Here is a 17341-nt window from a genome sequence, read left to right on the forward strand (position 1 = left end):
GGAACCCTACGATTCCATCATGACTGCATCTTCCGCCGCGACCGTTATTCAAGCGTTACAGGAACCGCATTGCGCGTGACTTCGGCGTGCAGGAGTTCCCAGTGCGAGGTCGCGGCAAAGCGCCAGTCACGGTTGACCGGGCGGAATTTGTCCCGGCGCAGCCATTCCAGCACCAGTAACGCGTCGCCGCGCTTGCGCTCGACGCGGTTCCCCCGGATGGCGGCGAGGATGTGGTCGCGGCGCGGCTTGCGGAAATGGCACTCGTCGGCCACCTTGGCATAGGTGCGCTCGGAGAAATGCAGGAAACGGCCCGCCAGCAGCAGCTTCTTGCGCTCGCCGGACGAGATTTCGCCGTTGGCGTAAAGCGCATCGATGGTCGGCTCGAAATCGACCCAGGGTACGGAAAGCGGTAGCCAGCCGAGCTCCTGCGGCGCATGTACCAGCGCAACGGCCTCGTCGTCGAGCAGCCGCCCGGACTCGTAATCTTCGAAGATCGAGCCGAGCCCGATCATGCCGAAGGGCGCGCATTCGGCTGCCCGCAACGCGCCCATGCTGGCGCCGCCGGCAACGGCGACATCGTGTTCGAGTGCGTAGAGTATTTCCTTGTGCCAGACCGAGGGCAGATCGCCGAAATAGCCGTCGACGAGACCGATCGCGGTGGCGCCGTCCCGAACGGCTTTCAGGATGTCGCCGCAGGCGGCCGGTGGCCGGAAGTCGATGCGAGGAGACATGGCCCTTGCCGCGGCAAGATCGCTGCCAAGGCTCGGGCCGACGAACAGGACCTTCATGATTCGGCTCCTCTCATGGTGTTGACGGCGCGCAGGCCGAGCTGGATATATTGGCCTGAAATATCGACCTCCAATCCCGGCACGACCACCCTGACGACGGAGACCGGCAGGGCCGGGTGCGGAAACGGCACGACGACGATCTGCTCGATGCCGGTCGCCGCCAGCCGGTCGGCAATATGGCCGATGGTGTCCTGGATCGTCGCCGGGCGGCGATCGCTGGCCTGGAACGAGCGCATCCGGCCGTCGCCCTCGCAGAGTTCGACCACCTGCTGCATCGCCGCGCTCCTGTCGAGCCGCTGATAGATACGCGGCGAGAAATCGTCGCGGCTGCCGGCAATCGCGGTCAGCCGGCTCTGCGCCGCCTCGGTGATGGCGCGCAGCGCGGCGCGCACGGGATCGGGATGGCAGCCGCAGCCACCGCAGACATGCGACCAGCGCGCGTCGACACGGTCGGAAAGGTTGCCTGGCATGATGACGGCCAGAAAAGCGGGAACGCCGATATCCGTCGTCATGTCGAGCAGCAGCAGTTTCATGCCGGCGCGGGTGATCCGGTCTGTCATGACGTCGATGACCGCATCGCCGAAGGAGGCGGGGTCGATGCGGCTCTCCTTCAGGCGCTCGGGCGATTTTAGCTGGGTCAAGGCCCAGGCGTCGCGCTCCACGAGCTCGCAAAGCCCATGCAGGACCGCTTCGGACGGCGTGTTGCCGGAGGCAAGCCCATCGCTCGACTGCTCGAAGCCCGGCGGCCTCTCGCCGCGATGGTCGAGACCGACGAGCCACCAGGGTACGAAGACGCTGCTGCCGGAAAGGATGTCGAGCCCGGAGCACCAGGGAATAGGACTGCTGCCGATCTCGTCGGGCGCGCAGCGTGCGACATTGTCGAGATCGATCATCGCGGCACGCTCCGCCCGCATGCTCTCGACCGTCGCCTGCGTCAGGTCGGCGGGGGCAATTTCGGCGATCCGCGTCTCGACTGCTTCCATCGCCGCCGAGGCCATGGCGGCATCGTTGTCGATACCCTTGCCCTGAAAGACCGAGAGCGTATGGCTGTTCGGCCTCGTTGCGAAGGCGACGGGGATGTTCAAAACGTCGAGCGCGGTCAGCAGACCGACGCGCGTGATGCCGAATTCGCGCAAATGCGGCCTGATGGCTGCGAGGGTCTGAGCCGGCGTGACGGCGCGGTCATGATAGTCGCTGACGCCAGCCGATGATCGTTTGAGGTCACCGGCAAGCGTTTCAAGGTCGGTGAAAGCAGACATACCGATTTGTTCCTTAGCGGAACCTCAGCGCATGCGTCAGGCTCTCGAGCGCATTGGCGGAAACGTTGAGCTCGTCCTGCTTCATGGCTGCCTTGGCGGCTGCAGAAAAGCGCAGTGACTGTGTCTGAGCTGCGGTGGTGTCAGCATTCGTCTTCATGTTTCATCTCCGATTGGTCAGGCAGCGCCTTGCTGCCGTTAACCATCGGAGGGAAACATTGCCTGCGTCATTTAAGCGTTACAGGCTTCGTTAAAAGGCGGTGCATCAGGGAAGTCCGGCAAGTTGCAGGCCCTGTATCAGCGGTTCCGTATAGGCGGGATCGCGATCGGGGACGAAATGGCGGATGTCCTCGCTGCGGAAATCGGGGAAGTTTTCCAGCACCATCCTGGCGTAATTCCCAGCCTTGCCCGTGTCGCCTGCCATGGCATGCGAGGCGGCAAGCAGGCGGGCCGTCGCCTGCTTCGTCTTGACCGGTTCCAGCGCCTCGATCGCCATTTCATACTCTTCGCGCATGAAGTGGATGCCGCCGAGATTCCAGTAGTAGTAGTCCGGCGGCAGCGGATTGAGTTTGAAGGCAGCGCGGCTGAGCTCCAGCGCTCGATCGAAATCGCCATCATGGGAAAGCGCATCGGCATAATCGGCCAGGATGTCGGCGTCGTTAGGATTGAGATCCTGAGCCTGCTGGAAATATTCCAGGCTTTCGTCGAAGCGGCGGCGATAAAGCGCCACGAAGCCGAGCTCGCGGTAGGCCCGGCCGCTGTTCGGGTCGGACTGCTGCGCCTGCCGGGCAGCTCCGTTCGCCTCGTCGAGCAGTTCCTTGTCCCGCATGCCGCGGATGAGCCATTCCATGCCGAGCGCGCGTGACATGCCGGCATGGGCGGCGGAGAAATGTTCATAACGATTGAGCGAGGATTTGAACCATTTGCGCGCCTGGCGCAGATGCTGCAGGTCGGTCTGGGCGATCAGCCGCTTGCCTTCCAGGTAGAGACGGTAGGCCGACGGCGGCGCCTCGCCGATCGGTATCGCCAGTTCGTGGCGCTCGATCGTGTCGGCGAGCGAGGAGACGATCCGCCGCGTCAGATGCGCGAAGGATTCGCTGATCTTCTGCATGACCAGCGGCAGCTCGATGGCCCAGATCACTTCCGAAGTCGTCGTCCGCGTCAGCCGGCAGGTCGCATAGACATCCTCGTCGCGGCCCTGAATGGTGACGTAGACCGCATAGTCGAAGCTGAGGTCGAGCGGACCGGGCACGGCACGGGACGGATCGATCGAACGGCTGAGGATTTCCAGGCTGGTATGCGCCGCGATCACCTTGAAGCCGCGCTGCTGGCTGAGGCCGATGGTGACGTCTTCGAGAAGCGCCCTGCCGACGCGCTCCATCAGCGGATCGGTGAAGATGCTTTCCGGCGGCAGGATGATGATACGCGGCTGACCAAGCGGACCGACGGAAAGGTTAGGCGCCGACTGAGAATGTCCCGACGTCGCCTGTGCTGCCGGCACCAGGTTCAGTTCGCGGGCAAGAGCGGTGGTGCTTTCTTCCGGCTCGGTGTCGAAGTCGTCCTTCAGCTGGCTCTTGCACTTCAGATAGGCCTGACGCGCCGCTGCCGGATCGTTCATCCTGACATAGGTGCGCATCAAGGCGCGATAGGCCGTCTCGCTGGCAGGGTCGAGTTCCAGCAGGCGCCTGGCAAGCGTGACCTGCTCTTCGTCCGATCTGTCTTCCGATGTCTCGACCAGCCGGGCGAGATGGGCGGAGCGCAACTCGTCGACACGCTGGCGCTCAAAGGTCAGCCAGTCCTCGGCGCCCTGCGTCGGCGATTTGACGCCTTCGAGCAATTCGCCGTTCAGCAGGTCGCAGTCTTCGGGTGCGAGCGGCCCTTTCTGTTTCAGGATGTGAACGTCGACCTCCCAGCCATCCGCAAGGCTGATATGGGTTCGGGTCGCGGCAAGCAGCGATGGAAGGCCGGCAGGAATGCTCTGTTCGATGCGCGCCAGCAGCTGGCGCAGGCTGCCGGCCCGCTTTTCCGGCAGCTCCGATTGCCAGAGCTGCCGCCTGACGGTTTCGCGGTCGAGTTCGAAATTGGGTTCGGCGGCGAGCATGGCGAGGAGAAAATACGACTTCTCCGGCAAGGGGAGCTCCTTCCCCGCCGCCAGCAATCGCGGTCTTCCGAGCAGGCATAGCCTGTTCGTCAGCATCTGCCGGATGTCCGTTGCATCTCGGTTCTCACCCCTGAAAGCCAAGGCGCGCAAGCGCACGGCCAATCAAAAACATGTTAGAGCCATAAGAGCCCGACGCATAGCGGTTTTGCTTTAAAAAGAAGAAGTTTCATCGAACATTTGCATATTCTCGCGCCACACGGGGAGGAAATGCTTGCCAACACTTTCGTGAGGCTGCGGTTTGCGTGTCGTGGCGGCAGGTTATTTCCGCTGTCGATGGCCTTGTCAGCCGCTATTCCCAACCAAATCGCGGCGGCGTTACAGGCCGAGCGCCTTGATGTGCTCGATCGAACGCCGGGCGAAGCGGCGCCAGTCGGCCGGATTGTCATGCTCGGTGACGATATGCTCAGCCTTTGTCTCGCGGAAGAGTGGTACGAGTTTTTCCCAGTCGATGATGCCGTCGCCGGTCGCAGCCCAACCGTCTTCCGTCGTGGTGCCCTTCGGCGCCATGTCCTTCATCTGGATAGCGATGATGCGGTCGGCGAATTTCTTCAGTTCGGCGGCCGGATCGGCGCCGGCGCGGGTGATCCAGCCGCAATCGATCTCCAACCAGACAGTGTCGCCGCCTCCCTCGAAGATATGGTCGATCGGCCGCGACCCGTCGGCCAGCGCAAAGAATTCGAAATCGTGATTGTGCCAGGCAACCTTCAGCCCGTGTTCTGCCGCCTGCTCCGCCCCTTCGGCCAATTGCGCGCCGAGGTTCTTCCAATAAGACGCCGTCGTGCCGCGCTCTTCCGGCGCCACATAGGGCGGGATCATGATGGTGGCGCCCATCGTCAGCGCGATGTCGATGAAGCGCTGCGGTTCCTCGACCAGCCCTTGCAGCGGCATGTGAAAGCAGTGGCATTTCAGCCCGGCACCGTCGAGCGCCGTGCGGAAAGCCTTGGCATCGGCCTCATAAGCCGGAAGCCAGGGTTCGATCGCGTCGTAACCGAAAGCCTTCAACTCAGGAAACTGGGCAAAAAGCGGCGGAAAATTGCGTGAGGAATAAAGCTGGTAGGAGATCGGATAGCGCATGTCTTGCTCCCATTCGTGCCGGCCCCGGCTTCAGCTTCGGCCGGTGGTACTTTCCCGGATGACGAGATCCGGCTCGATCATGGTGACCCGCGGGTCGGGCAGCGCGTCCTTGGCGGCGACGAGCCGCATCAGCCGTTCGACGGCAAGCTCGGTGACGATGTCGACGGCGTAGTTGACGCTCGAAATCGGCGTTGCCGCATGTTCGGCGAATTCGATATTGTCGAAGCCGATGATGGCGACGTCCCTGGGCACGTTCACGCCGTTCTTCTGGCACCAACGCAAGGCGCCGATCGCAAGGGAATCATTGGCGGCGAAGACGCCGGTCGGCCGGTTGGCGGCGCTCATCAGCTGGTCCATCGCCCAATAGCCCTTCATCACCGAATGGCCCTGCGGGTCGGCCGTTAGAACCGGCTCGAAGGCGATGCCGGCTTCCGAAAGCGCCTGCAGGTAACCTTCGCTCTTTTCCAGATTGCCGAGCGGATTGGCGCTGTCGATGATGCCGATCCTGCGATGGCCGGTGTCGATCAGATGCCGAGTCGCCTTATAGGCGCCGCGCCTCTCATCGACGCAGACCGCGTCAATGCCGGAATCCGGGTCGCCGACGAGCAGCACGATCGGATAATTCGACTGGCGGATCTTGCGGATATGATCGAGCTTGCGATGGCTGCGGGGATAGATGAGCATGCCGTCGACCTGGCGCGAGCGGAACATTTCCAGCGCCCTGATCTCTTCCTCCGGATCGTTGTTGGAGGTGGCAAACAGCGTACCGTAGCCCCTGTCGGCGAGTTCCAGCTCGATCGCCTGCGCCGTGCGCATCAGCGTCGGATTGGTGATGTCGGTGAGGATAAGCCCGATCGTCTTCGTCTCGCGGCTGACCAGCGACTGGGCGATGTGGTTCGGCAGGTAATTCAGCGCCTCGGCGATGGTGCGGATCAGCTGGCGCGTTTCCTCCGGGATGCGCGGACTGCCGCGAAGCGCCAGCGAGACCGTGTTCACGGAAAATCCGGTCTTGTCGGCAATGTCTTTGAGGCGGACGCTCGATCTGGTCATCGTGAAGGCGGCTACATGTCCTGATGCTTAATCTTCCTTCCATAACCTTCCCCCGTGGAAAGTGAAAGTTTCCACAGGGGAAAGCGGAAGCTTCCCGGGGAAAGCGGAAGCGAAAGCCGCGGGATACCACCCCACGGGGCTTTCTCGATCCTCATTATTTTCCTTCGGCATGCAGCCGTTCGATGCCCTGGTACTGCAGGCAATCCGGATGCATCTCCATCAGCTCGATGCGGTTGCCGTCGGGATCCTCGATCCAGGCCTGCCGATTGCCGTCGAGTCCCGGCTTGATCTCGGCGGTGAGCTTGATGCCGGCCGCCTGGATCCTCGCCGCCGTCGCATCCAGATCGTCGATCGTGAAGCACATGTGGTTGACGCCGTTGGCGTTCCAGCCGGGCGCCCGGTCGTTTTCGGCGCCGGGGAAAATCTCGAGATAATGGTCGTCGGTGATGCGGAGATAGACGAGCCAGGTCGAGCCGTCGTCGTTCTTCAGGCGCAGCATCTCGGGAAAACCGAGGCGTTCGCGGTAGAAGTCGAGCGAGGCTTCGAGATTCTTGACCTTGATGGCGACATGGCCGTAGCCGGTTATTCCAAGCATGTTTCCTCCTCACGGGCGGCGTCGGTCGCCGCCGTCAACGGTGTTTCGATCAACAGAAGTCCGTTTTGAATTAACGATAATACGCGATCACAATTGTACGCGCCGTGCGGAATTGTCAACCGCCGGCGGATTCAATCCCAATCGGGACCCCAGTCGGGATCGATGGTGCGCTGGTTGCGGTCGAGCGCCTCGATGAGGGCGATCTCCTCCTGTTTCAGCTGCAGTTCGCCGGCGGCGAAATTCGAGCGGATGCGCTCGGCCCGACTCGACGTCGGAATGGCGCAATAGCCCTTGGCAAGTTCAAAGGCGATGATCACCTGCTCGACCGTGGCGGCGTGATTGTCGGCGATCGAGCCGAGCACCGGATCACCCGAAAGCGTGCCGCGGGCGATCGGCAGATAGCAGGTGACGAGGATGTCGTTCCGCTTGCAGTAATCCGCAAGTTTCTTGTTCTGGATCAGTGGGTTGAGTTCGAACTGATTGTTGACGATCCGCCCCTTTCCGACGATCACTTCTGCCTGTTGCAGCAGTGCGATGGTGAAGTTGGAGACGCCGATCAGCCGCGTCAGCCCCCTCTCCTGTGCCTCGACGATCTGCGAGAGATAGACCTCCAGCGGAATGGCGCCATTGGGCGCCGGCCAATGGATGAGCGTCAGGTCGACCTGGTCGATGTGCATCGCCTCCAGGCTCTTTTCGAGCGAAGGGATGAGCTTGCCTTCGCCGAAATTGTCGGTCGAGATCTTCGTCGTCATGAAGACGTCGCTCCGCGCAATGCCGGACCGGCGCAGCGCCTCGCCGGTCTCGAATTCGGTGTCATAGGTCTGCGCGGTATCGAGATGCCGGTAGCCGGTCTCCAACGCGCAGAGGATGGCGTCTATGCCCTGACTGCCGTTGCGACCATAGGTGCCGAAGCCCAGTTTTGGTATAAGCTGCTGATTTTCCATGTGATCTTCCTATCCTTCCGGTCGCATCCGGCCCATTTTGCCGAGTTTATCGCCAGTTTCGAGCGATAGCAGGCAAAAATCGCCTGTTGACGCATGAGCATTTTTGATCTTAGTTTAACGATAATACAAGCCTGTTCAGGTTTGGTCCGATGTGGGAGCATCGGGTCTGGGAGGAAGAGATGCAACTACGCTGGAGCCGGATGATGCCCCAGCTGGCTCTCGCGCCGGCTGTCGCCGTCACCTTCGTCGCATTCATCGGCGCGATCGGCTGGACGGCATGGCTATCGCTGACGCGCAGCCGCCGCGTTCCGGAATATGAGATCGACTGGAGCGAGTGGACGCGCCAGTATGAACGGCTCTTCAACGATGCCGGCTGGGCGATCTCGCTGCACAACCTGGTCATCCTTGGAATCGGCAGCGCCCTTGCCATCGTCTTCGGCTTCATCCTCGCGGCGATGATCGATCGCGAATGGCGCGGCGAGAGCTTCTTCCGAACGGTCTTCCTCTATCCGCTCGCCGTCTCGCTGATCGTCACGGGCGCTGCCTGGCGCTGGATCTTCAATCCGCAGCTCGGGCTTCAGAATTTCCTGCACGGTCTGGGCTTCACCTCGGTCAGCTTCAACTGGCTGGCGAGCCCCGAGACCGCCATGTACGCGATCATCCTTGCCTCGATCTGGCAAAGTTCCGGCTTTTACATGGCCCTGATGCTATCAGGTCTGAAATCGATCAACACCGAAATCTGGAGTGCCGCGCGCCTCGACGGCGTCAGCTTCTGGCGGCTCTATCTGGAAATCATCATCCCGATGATGAAGTTCACCTTCATCACCTGCGCCATCCTCCTCTCGCTCGGCGTCATCAAGGCCTATGACGTGATCGTCGCGATGACCAATGGCGGGCCTGGCAATTCGACCTGGGTTCCGGCCTATTTCACCATCAACGCGCTCTCGGCGAAGAGCAATATCGGCTATGCCTCGGCCGCCGCCATCACCATGCTTGTCATCACCGCGCTGATCTTCCTGCCGCTGGTGCTGATCACCACCTGGCAGCAGCGCCGGGCGAACGGGGGTTCGCGATGACCATGGTGACGCAAGCAGCAGTGCTGGAAGATGCGACGAACGCTTCACCCGGCCCGCGCCAGCCTTTCTTCCCTCGCAAGAAGAAACGCATTCGCGGGCGCTCCATCGCCATATTGCTGTTCCTGACGATGTGCGCGCTGTTCTTCTGCGTGCCCCTCTATGTCGTCGTCGTCACCTCGTTCAAGACGATGGACCAGATCCGCGAGGGCGCGATCTTCTCTCTGCCGCATGTCTGGACGCTCGAGGCCTGGGACCACGCCTGGAACAAGGCCTGCTCCGGCATCAACTGCAACGGCCTCAAAGTCGGCTTCTGGAATTCGGTGCTGATCCTCTTCCCGTCGCTGATCCTGTCGATCGCGCTGTCGATCGTCACAGGTTATGCGCTGGCGCTCTGGAATGTGCGCTGGGCGAATGCTTTCCTCTTCCTGCTTTTCATCTGCGCCTTCGTGCCCTTCCAGGTCATCATGTATCCGCTGATCCGCATCACCGCGTCGATCGGCATCTATGGCACGCTCTGGGGCATCGCCGTGGTGCACGCCGTGCTCGCCATGCCGGTGCTGACGCTGATCTTCCGCAATTATTACAAGGATATTCCGCAGGAGATCATGCGTGCCGCGATCATCGATTCCGGCTCCTTCTGGCGGATCTTCATCGAAATCATCCTGCCTATGTCGGGCAATATCCTGATCGTCGTGCTGATCCTGCAGATCACCTCGATCTGGAACGACTATCTGATCGGCGTCACCTTCGGCGGGCTCGGCACGCAGCCGATGACCGTCATCCTCGCCAATCTCATCACCGTGTCCACAGGCGTCGTCGCCTATAACGACAATATGGCGGCCGCCCTGCTCACCGCCATTCCGCCCCTCGTCATCTATTTCCTCGTCGGCAAGTTCTTCGTTCAGGGGATCACCGCCGGCGCGATCAAGGGTTGACCTCATGCCGCGCGTTTCCTTCGAACATATCGTCAAGTCGTTCGGCGCGATGACGATCCTCGACGATCTCAATCTCGCGGTCGAGGATGGCGATTTCCTGGTGCTGCTCGGTCCCTCCGGCTGCGGCAAGACCACGCTGCTCAATCTGCTTGCCGGGCTGCTCGAAGTCTCCGACGGTCGCATCATGATCGGCGAGCGCGATGTCACCGATCTCGATCCCAGGGACCGCGGCCTCGCCATGGTCTTCCAGTCCTATGCGCTCTATCCGACCAAAACCGTCTACGGAAACCTGAAATTCGGCCTTGCCGCGAGCCGCCTCGACCGGGCGGAGGTCGAGCAACGCATCGCGGCTGCCGCGAGGCTGCTGCAGATCGAGCCGCTGCTTGCCCGCAAGCCCGGGCAGCTCTCCGGTGGCCAGCGTCAGCGCGTTGCGATTGGAAGAGCCCTCGTTAAGCAAGCCGGTGTCATCCTCTTCGACGAGCCGCTGTCGAACCTCGACGCGAAGCTTCGCACCGAGATGCGTCTGGAGATCAAGAAGCTGCACGACACGCTGAAACCGACCGTCGTCTATGTCACCCATGACCAGATCGAAGCGATGACCATGGCGACGAAGATCGCGGTGATGGACGGCGGCGTCATCCAGCAATTCGGAACGCCCGACGAGATCTACGGCAAGCCCGCCAATCTTTTCGTCGCCGGCTTCATCGGCGCGCCGGCGATGAATCTCCGCCCGGCGCGGCTGAAGGTGGATGGCCATTGCGTCAAGGCGGGCTTCGATACCGGCGATGTCATCGATCTCGGCGACTATGGTTTTTCGCAGCGGCCGGAAAGCGGTGCCGAGGTCGTCATCGGCCTCAGGCCCGAGCATTTCGTCGTCGCCGATCAGCCGGTCGCCAATGCAGCGGCAAGCTTCGAGCTGCCGCTCAGGCATGCCGAACGCACAGGCTCCGATGCTACCGCCTATCTCGGCTTCGGCGATCAATTGCTGGCGCTGCGCGTCGATCCGGACCGTGCCGCCGGCCTCAGCGCCGGCGAGAGCCTGCGCGCCGATTTTCCGCGCGGCAAAGCCAATGTCTTCGACGCCCGCACCGGGCGCCGCATGTGAATGAGCAACCAAAGGGAGGAATGGAAATGATGAACAGGATACTTGCCGGCATCACCGCCGCCATGCTTGCGGGCGCCGTCCCCTTAAGCGCGCACGCGACCGATCTCGTGATCTACCACACCTGGTCGGCGCCGCCTGAAGTGGCGGCGCTGAACGTGCTCAAGAAGAACCTGGAGGCCAAAGGCGACAGCTGGACCGACATCGCCATTCCGCACGACACCGGCTCCAACGTCAACCTGATGAACCTCGTTGCCGGCGGCAATCCGCCGAACCTGTTCATGGAGTCAAATCCCGGCGTCTATCGCGACCTGACGAAAGCCGGTCTCGGCCGGCCGCTGACGGATTTCTTCAAGGAGCATGGCTACCCGGACAAGTATCCGGATGCGGTGGCCCATTCGATGGTCGTCGACGATCAGGTGATGAAGGTGCCGACCGCGCTGCACATCGACGGCATGGTCTATTACAATATGGATGTCGCCAAGAAAGTCGGCATCGATCCGACGGCCTGGAAATCGCTCGACGAAATGTTTGCCGACTTCGACAAGATCAAGGCGGCCGGCGTCATTCCGCTGGCGGTCGGCGGCCAGCAATGGCAGGTGGGTTACCTCACCCATGCGCTGGCGGCGACGATCGGCGGACCGGACTTCTTCAACAAGATCTATGGTGAAAAGCCCGATCCCGCCGTCTTCGATACGCCGGAATTCCGCCAGGTGTTCGACTATCTGCGCAAATTCCAGCAGGCGGCCGACGAAGGCTCGGCCAACCGCGAATGGAACCTCACCACCAACCTCGTCATAACAGGCAAGGCGCTGATGCAGATCCATGGCGACTGGATGAAGGGCGAATGGCTGGCGGCCGGCAAGACCGCCGGAAAGGATTTCGGCTGTATCCAGATCCCCGGCGCAAAAGCCGTGGCTGCCAGCGTCGACAGCTGGGGGCTGCTCGGCGGCCAGCCCGACGATAAGGACAAGGCCGAACTCAACTTCGCCTCGATCGTCGTCGATCCGAATGTCCAAGCGGAATTTGCCAAGGCTAAGGGCTCGACGCCGGTACGCCTTGACGCGCCGCAGGACAGTCTCGACGCCTGCTCCAAGGAAGTGCTTCGCATCGTCGCTGATCCGAAGCATCAGGTACAGAACCCGCACGCCATCAGTGATGCCGACTGGGAGAACTCGATCTGGGACGTGGCCTTCAACTTCTGGAGCGATCCCGGCATGAGGGTCGATGACGCGATCGCCAAGATCAAGGAAAACTACAAGACCATTCTCGGCTAAGCGGTTTTGGCTCGAGGTTTCTCCCGGAGGGGCGGTTCGTTTCAGGGACACGGACCGTCCCGCCCCATCACAGAAAGGAAATACCGATGGACAAGCGTTTGCTCGACGAAGATGCCGTCATGCAGATCTGCTTCGTGACCGACGATGTGCAGAAATCCGCTGCCTGGTTTTCGGAACTCACTGGCAAACCGGTGCCGCCGGAAGGCAAGGCCGCCGAGCCGGATGAGGCGCAGGCGATCTACAACGGCAAGCCCGCCGAGGTCGGCTGCCGCATCATCATGTTCAAGTTCGGCAATATCGACGTCGAGTTCCTGCAGCCCGGTCCGGAAAAGAGCGCCTGGCGCGATCTGTTGGAGGAGAAAGGCCCCGGCTGCCACCACATCGCCTTCAAGACGAAGAACCTCACCGCGCGAAACCGTTATCTCGAAGACAAGGGCCACCGTCTGCTCCAGCGTGGCGAATTCGACGGTGGCCACGGGCGCTATGCCTATTACGACACGGTGCCCGATCTCGGCGTAATGATCGAACTGCTGGAATTCGACAGCGACAAGGAAGCCCAGCCGAAGCAGGCATGAGGGATCACAGCACCTGTGCAATCCGTTTCGGGCTAACCTCCGTCGCGGCCGCGGCCTCGACGAAATCGAGCCCGATATCCAGCACCGGGGCGCTGTGTGTCAGCCAGCCGACGGAAATGAGGTCGACACCGGAAGCGGCGATTGCGGCAGCCGTTGACGGCGTGACGCGGCCGGAGGCCTCGGTGATCGCCCGGCCGGCGACGATGGCGACGGCCTCGCGCAACTGATCCGGCGTCATATTGTCGAGCAGCACGGCGTCGACGCCGGTCTCCATTGCTTCACGCAGCTGATCGAGGGTGTCCACCTCGACCTCGATCTTCACCATATGGCCGACGCCGGCCCTTGCCCGGCGGATCGCTTCAGCGACGCCGCCGGCGATGGCGACGTGATTATCCTTGATCAGCACGGCGTCATAAAGCGCGAAACGGTGGTTCATGCCGCCGCCGGCCCGCACTGCATATTTTTCCAGCGCTCTGAGGCCCGGCGTCGTCTTGCGCGTACAGGCGACGGAGGCTCTCGTGCCGCGGATGGCGGCGGCAATCTCAGCCGTCACAGTCGCAATGCCGGAGAGATGGCCGAGGAAATTCAGCGCGGTGCGCTCGGCGCTCAGCAGGCCACGCGACGGGCCTTCGATGGTGGCGATCACGTCGCCGGGCTTGACCGCGTCGCCATCCTGAAGATGGCGGCGCATGGCGATCTCGGAATCGACGAGAGCGAAAGCGAGTTCGGCGGCATCGAGACCGGCGATCACGCCCGGCTGACGCGCCGCCATCACCACCGTCGAGCGATGATGGCAGGGGATGACCGATGCCGAGGTGATATCGCCGGCAAGACCGAGATCTTCGAGCAGGGCGGCGCGCACCAGCGGCTCGACGATCAGGCGCGGAAGGGGAACAAGGCTCATCTCAGGCACTCCTTGCAAGGGCATAGGGCGGCGTCGCGCGGGCGATCTCGAGAACATCGGAAAGGCACATCTGGCGCCGGTTGGCGTTGGCGAGCTTCAGCGGAAAATCGGTGCGGGCATGGGCGCCGCGCGATTCCATCCGCAGGCTGGCAAAGACGGCGATCAGCAGGGCGACGATGGCCGGATCGGCGGCAGGGCCGTTGCCTTCGGCAAGCGGCAGCAGTGCGGCGATCGCGCCATGAATGGCGCCGGCATTGCGCAACACGCCGAGATGACGCGAGACGATCGGCCGGATGAGCGATGCATCGGCCGGCGCCTGCAGTCTCTCGGCGAAGATCGCGCCGGCGGCACTTGCGGGCGCGCCTGATATGTCGCGCGCCGCCCGCATGCCCATGACAGCCGCCTCCAGCAGTGAATTGCTGGCAAGCCGGTTTGCGCCATGCAGGCCGGTCGAGGCCGCCTCGCCGGCAACCCAGAGACCGGGAACCGAGCTGCGGCCATTTGCATCCGCGGCCACACCGCCCATGTGATAGTGAACGGCCGGGCGCACTGGAATGAGATCTTTCGCCGGGTCGATGCCGGCCTCGCCGCAAAGGGCGGAAATGACAGGAAAACGGGGGGTGAAGCGGCTGCCGAGAGCAGCGCGGGCATCGAGGAAGACCCTGCCGCTGCGGGCGATTTCGGCGCTGATCGCACGCGCCACCACGTCACGCGGTGCAAGTTCGGCGCCTGATATGCGGGCCATGAACCGTTCGCCTCGTTCGTTGACGAGCAAAGCCCCCTCGCCGCGCACCGCCTCGCTGATGAGCGCCAGCGGCCTGCGGCGCGAATCGAGCGCCGTCGGATGGAACTGGACGAATTCCATATCGGCGAGTGCGGCGCCGGCCCTTGCCGCGAGCGCGATCCCCTGACCGAAATTACCCATCGGATTGGTGGTCGCGTCGTAAAGCCCGCCAATTCCGCCGGTGGCGAGCACCACCTTCGATGTCGGCAGAATGACGGCCCCTTTGGCGGTCGCGCAAAGCAGACCGGCGACCTGCTGGCCGTCCATCAGAATCCGCCGCGCCTCGAAGCCTTCGAGTACTGATATAGCTGGCGTTTTCATCACCGCCTCGATCATCGCGGCGATGATCGCAGCACCTGAGCCGTCGCCTTCGGCATGGACGATGCGGCGGCGGTTATGGGCCGCCTCCAGCCCGAGCGAGAGTTCGCCCGCGGCATTCCGGTCGAAACGGACGCCGGCTTGTTCCAGCGCGGCGATCGCCGCCGGGGCCTCGGCGATGATCCCGGCGGCGATCATGGGATCGCAGAGCCCGTCGCCGGCCGCAAGCGTATCGGCAAGATGCAGCGCCGCGCTATCGTCGGCGCCCATGCTGGCGGCGATGCCGCCTTGCGCCCAGGCGCTCGACGTCTCCGCGCCAAGGGCCGCGCGAGTGACGATCACGGGAGGTTCAGGCGCCAGTGTCAGCGCGGTCATCAATCCCGCAAGCCCGCTGCCGACGATCACCGTGCGTCCGGCAAGATGCCCGAAAATCTCGGTCATATCGCCAGCATCCTCTCGACGGCACGGCGTGCGGCCACCGCAATCGCCGGATCGACGGTCACCTCGTGACGGTTTTCCTCGAGTGCCGCGCGGATATTGGCCAGCGTGATGCGCTTCATATGCGGGCAGAGATTGCAGGGGCGAATGAATTCGACATCGGGATGGTGCACGGCGACATTGTCGCTCATCGAGCATTCGGTGAGCAGCACGACGCGGGCCGGCTTCTGCCTGCCGACATAGTCCGACATCACGGCGGTGGAGCCGGCGAAATCGGCTTCGGCCACCACCTCGGGCGGGCATTCGGGATGGGCGAGCACCGTGACGCCCGGATGGTTTTCGCGCAGCTGGCGCACGTCCTCGGCGGTGAAGAGTTCATGCACCTCGCAATGGCCGTGCCAGGCGATGATCTCGACATCAGTCTCGCGGGCGACATTGCGCGCCAGATATTCGTCCGGGATCATCAGCACCTTCGGCACGCCGAGCGATTCAACCACCTGCTTGGCATTGCCCGAGGTGCAGCAGATGTCGGAGGCAGCCTTTACCGCGGCCGAGGTGTTGACATAGGTGACGATGGGCACGCCGGGATGAGCCTGGCGCAGCAGCGCGATATCCTCGGGCGTGATCGAATCCGCCAGCGAACAGCCGGCGCCGAGGTCGGGGATCAGCACGGTTTTCTCGGGGTTCAGCAGCTTGGCGGTCTCGGCCATGAAATGCACGCCGGCAAGCACGATGACATCGGCATCGACCTCGATTGCTTTGCGGGCGAGCGCCAGGCTGTCGCCGACGATATCGGCCACGCCGTGGAAGATCTCCGGTGTCTGATAGTTGTGCGCGAGAATGACGGCGTTGCGGCGGCGCTTGAGCTCGAGGATCGCGTCGACGTCGTTTTCGAACGTCATCCATTCGGCTTTGGGAATGACGCGGCTGACGCGCTCGTAGAGCGAGGATGCGGAAACAGGATAATTCATGACCGGCTCCTAATTATGCTCCATTTGAGCATATCATAGGCGAAGAGATATTCTCACGGTGAGCATATGTCAATTGCGGGAGAGCGGTAATTTCGTTCCTGCGAGCGCCCGTTCTTCGAGCACGGTATAACGAAAGCGGAACAGCTTGGCCGGCCGGCCGCCGGTTTCGCTTTCGGTTCCGCCGGTTTCCTCGACGAGATCCTGCTGTTCGATGAGACGGCGGAAGTTCTGTTTGTGCAGTGTCAGCCCCGCGAGCGCCTCGATGGTGCGCTGGAGTCGGAGCAGCGTGAAGCTCTCCGGCATCAGTTCGAAGACGACAGGGCGGTATTTGATCTTGGCGCGCAGCCGGGCGATTCCGGTCGCGAGAATACGGCGGTGATCGGCAAACATCGCACGGCCGAGATTGGCCTCGGCCCCGCATCCGGCTTCCGAGACGAGCCCCGCCTCGTAAAGCAGTTCGTAGCGCTGGAGTGCCAGATCCTCGTTCCAGCCGCCGCCGTCGAGGCCGAAGGTGAAATCCGCGCGGCGATGGCGATGGTCACGCCTTGCCGGATCGGCATCGGCCCAGCTCCTCAGACGCGCCATGATCTCGTCAAGCACGACTGGCCGGCCCTGCCGGTGGTCTTCCCAAGGGAAATATTCGTACCAGCCGTGCCATCCCGGCCGGCCGGCGCCCGACTGCTCGTTGACGAGGCCAAGATAGCTGATCGAGATCGTCCGCCCGCCTGGGATGTCGTTGTTCCGGTCGCGGTCGGCGAAAGTATAAAGCTGTTCGAGATAGCCGACAGGGTGTTCCGTCTGCTCCTGCACCCATTCGCGCAGGCCCGATTGCAGGGTGCGATGCCCCATTTCGAAAGGACCAGAGGGCAGCGCATTGCCGGAACGGATGGTCATCACGCGCGGTTCGTCCCCCGTCACCGCGACGAGCACCGCAATCAATTCCGCATGCGCAAAGCCGATCGTCACAGGGGACCGAATACTCCGTTCCGAATGAATCGAACGGATAATTCCTGACACAGGCCGGGACGGAAGCCAATGGAGAGGAAGCGCCTTTGCGGCGCTTCCCACATCATCGAGGCAACTCGTTTTGCCC

17 protein-coding genes are annotated in these 17341 nt (G+C 62.6%); 5 read left to right on the forward strand and 12 right to left on the reverse strand.

The annotated features are described in order from the left end of the window. Positions 1–44: 44 nt before the first annotated feature. The 8 genes from V8P77_RS08605 to V8P77_RS08640 all read right to left on the reverse strand — a co-directional run bounded on the left by V8P77_RS08605 (position 45) and on the right by V8P77_RS08640 (position 7868). The gene (locus V8P77_RS08605; protein ID WP_025397651.1) at positions 45–788 is read right to left on the reverse strand and encodes a TfuA-like protein; all 744 of its coding nucleotides are present in this window, start codon (positions 786–788) and stop codon (positions 45–47) included. Further along, the gene (locus V8P77_RS08610; protein ID WP_335911769.1) at positions 785–2047 is read right to left on the reverse strand and encodes a YcaO-like family protein; all 1263 of its coding nucleotides are present in this window, start codon (positions 2045–2047) and stop codon (positions 785–787) included. Before V8P77_RS08610 ends, V8P77_RS08605 begins: the two co-directional genes overlap by 4 nt. Positions 2048–2060: 13 nt before the next feature. Then, entirely contained in the window at positions 2061–2204 is a 144-nt protein-coding gene (locus V8P77_RS08615; RefSeq protein WP_012763602.1) for a hypothetical protein, read from the reverse strand. A gap of 105 nt (positions 2205–2309) precedes the next feature. Beyond that, positions 2310–4301, reverse strand: a complete 1992-nt coding sequence (locus V8P77_RS08620) for an AfsR/SARP family transcriptional regulator (protein ID WP_335912208.1) — start codon at positions 4299–4301, stop codon at positions 2310–2312. 219 nt (positions 4302–4520) lie between these two features. After that, on the reverse strand, positions 4521–5279 hold the full coding sequence (locus V8P77_RS08625; protein WP_335911773.1) for a sugar phosphate isomerase/epimerase family protein: 759 nt from the start codon (positions 5277–5279) through the stop codon (positions 4521–4523). A 30-nt stretch (positions 5280–5309) separates the two neighbouring features. Further along, a complete protein-coding gene (locus tag V8P77_RS08630; RefSeq protein ID WP_113547826.1) occupies positions 5310–6329 on the reverse strand; it encodes a LacI family DNA-binding transcriptional regulator in 1020 nt (339 codons plus the stop codon). A gap of 154 nt (positions 6330–6483) precedes the next feature. Continuing rightward, entirely contained in the window at positions 6484–6924 is a 441-nt protein-coding gene (locus V8P77_RS08635; protein ID WP_335911775.1) for a VOC family protein, read from the reverse strand. Between the two features lie 131 nt (positions 6925–7055). Then, positions 7056–7868, reverse strand: a complete 813-nt coding sequence (locus V8P77_RS08640; protein WP_335911776.1) for an aldo/keto reductase — start codon at positions 7866–7868, stop codon at positions 7056–7058. 179 nt (positions 7869–8047) lie between these two features. On the opposite strand from V8P77_RS08640, the gene V8P77_RS08645 reads away from it, so the two are divergent. The 5 genes from V8P77_RS08645 (at position 8048) to V8P77_RS08665 (ending at position 12833) form a co-directional block, all read left to right on the forward strand. Continuing rightward, on the forward strand, positions 8048–8944 hold the full coding sequence (locus V8P77_RS08645; RefSeq protein ID WP_130703634.1) for a carbohydrate ABC transporter permease: 897 nt from the start codon (positions 8048–8050) through the stop codon (positions 8942–8944). After that, positions 8941–9879, forward strand: a complete 939-nt coding sequence (locus V8P77_RS08650; RefSeq protein WP_335911779.1) for a carbohydrate ABC transporter permease — start codon at positions 8941–8943, stop codon at positions 9877–9879. Before V8P77_RS08645 ends, V8P77_RS08650 begins: the two co-directional genes overlap by 4 nt. A 4-nt stretch (positions 9880–9883) precedes the next feature. After that, positions 9884–10984, forward strand: a complete 1101-nt coding sequence (locus V8P77_RS08655; RefSeq protein ID WP_335911780.1) for an ABC transporter ATP-binding protein — start codon at positions 9884–9886, stop codon at positions 10982–10984. Between the two features lie 26 nt (positions 10985–11010). Further along, positions 11011–12258 (forward strand): ABC transporter substrate-binding protein, encoded by a 1248-nt coding sequence (locus tag V8P77_RS08660; RefSeq protein ID WP_335911781.1) that lies wholly within the window; start codon positions 11011–11013, stop codon positions 12256–12258. Positions 12259–12344: 86 nt separating this feature from the next. Next, complete coding sequence (locus tag V8P77_RS08665) at positions 12345–12833, forward strand: VOC family protein (protein ID WP_335911782.1); 489 nt, start codon at positions 12345–12347, stop codon at positions 12831–12833. 4 nt (positions 12834–12837) lie between these two features. Here V8P77_RS08665 and nadC read toward each other — a convergent pair whose 3' ends face one another. From nadC to V8P77_RS08685, 4 genes are all read right to left on the reverse strand, one after another. Continuing rightward, entirely contained in the window at positions 12838–13761 is a 924-nt protein-coding gene (nadC, locus tag V8P77_RS08670; RefSeq protein WP_335911783.1) for a carboxylating nicotinate-nucleotide diphosphorylase, read from the reverse strand. Further along, positions 13739–15280, reverse strand: coding sequence for an L-aspartate oxidase (locus tag V8P77_RS08675; protein ID WP_335911784.1), 1542 nt, complete (start codon positions 15278–15280; stop codon positions 13739–13741). Before V8P77_RS08675 ends, nadC begins: the two co-directional genes overlap by 23 nt. After that, entirely contained in the window at positions 15277–16248 is a 972-nt protein-coding gene (gene nadA, locus V8P77_RS08680) for a quinolinate synthase NadA (RefSeq protein ID WP_017991961.1), read from the reverse strand. The genes V8P77_RS08675 and nadA overlap by 4 nt, the downstream gene beginning before the upstream one ends. 69 nt (positions 16249–16317) lie before the next feature. Next, on the reverse strand, positions 16318–17316 hold the full coding sequence (locus V8P77_RS08685) for an NUDIX hydrolase (RefSeq protein ID WP_335911785.1): 999 nt from the start codon (positions 17314–17316) through the stop codon (positions 16318–16320). Positions 17317–17341 lie beyond the last annotated feature (25 nt).

Source organism: Rhizobium aouanii (genome assembly GCF_037002925.1).
GTDB lineage: Bacteria > Pseudomonadota > Alphaproteobacteria > Rhizobiales > Rhizobiaceae > Rhizobium > Rhizobium aouanii.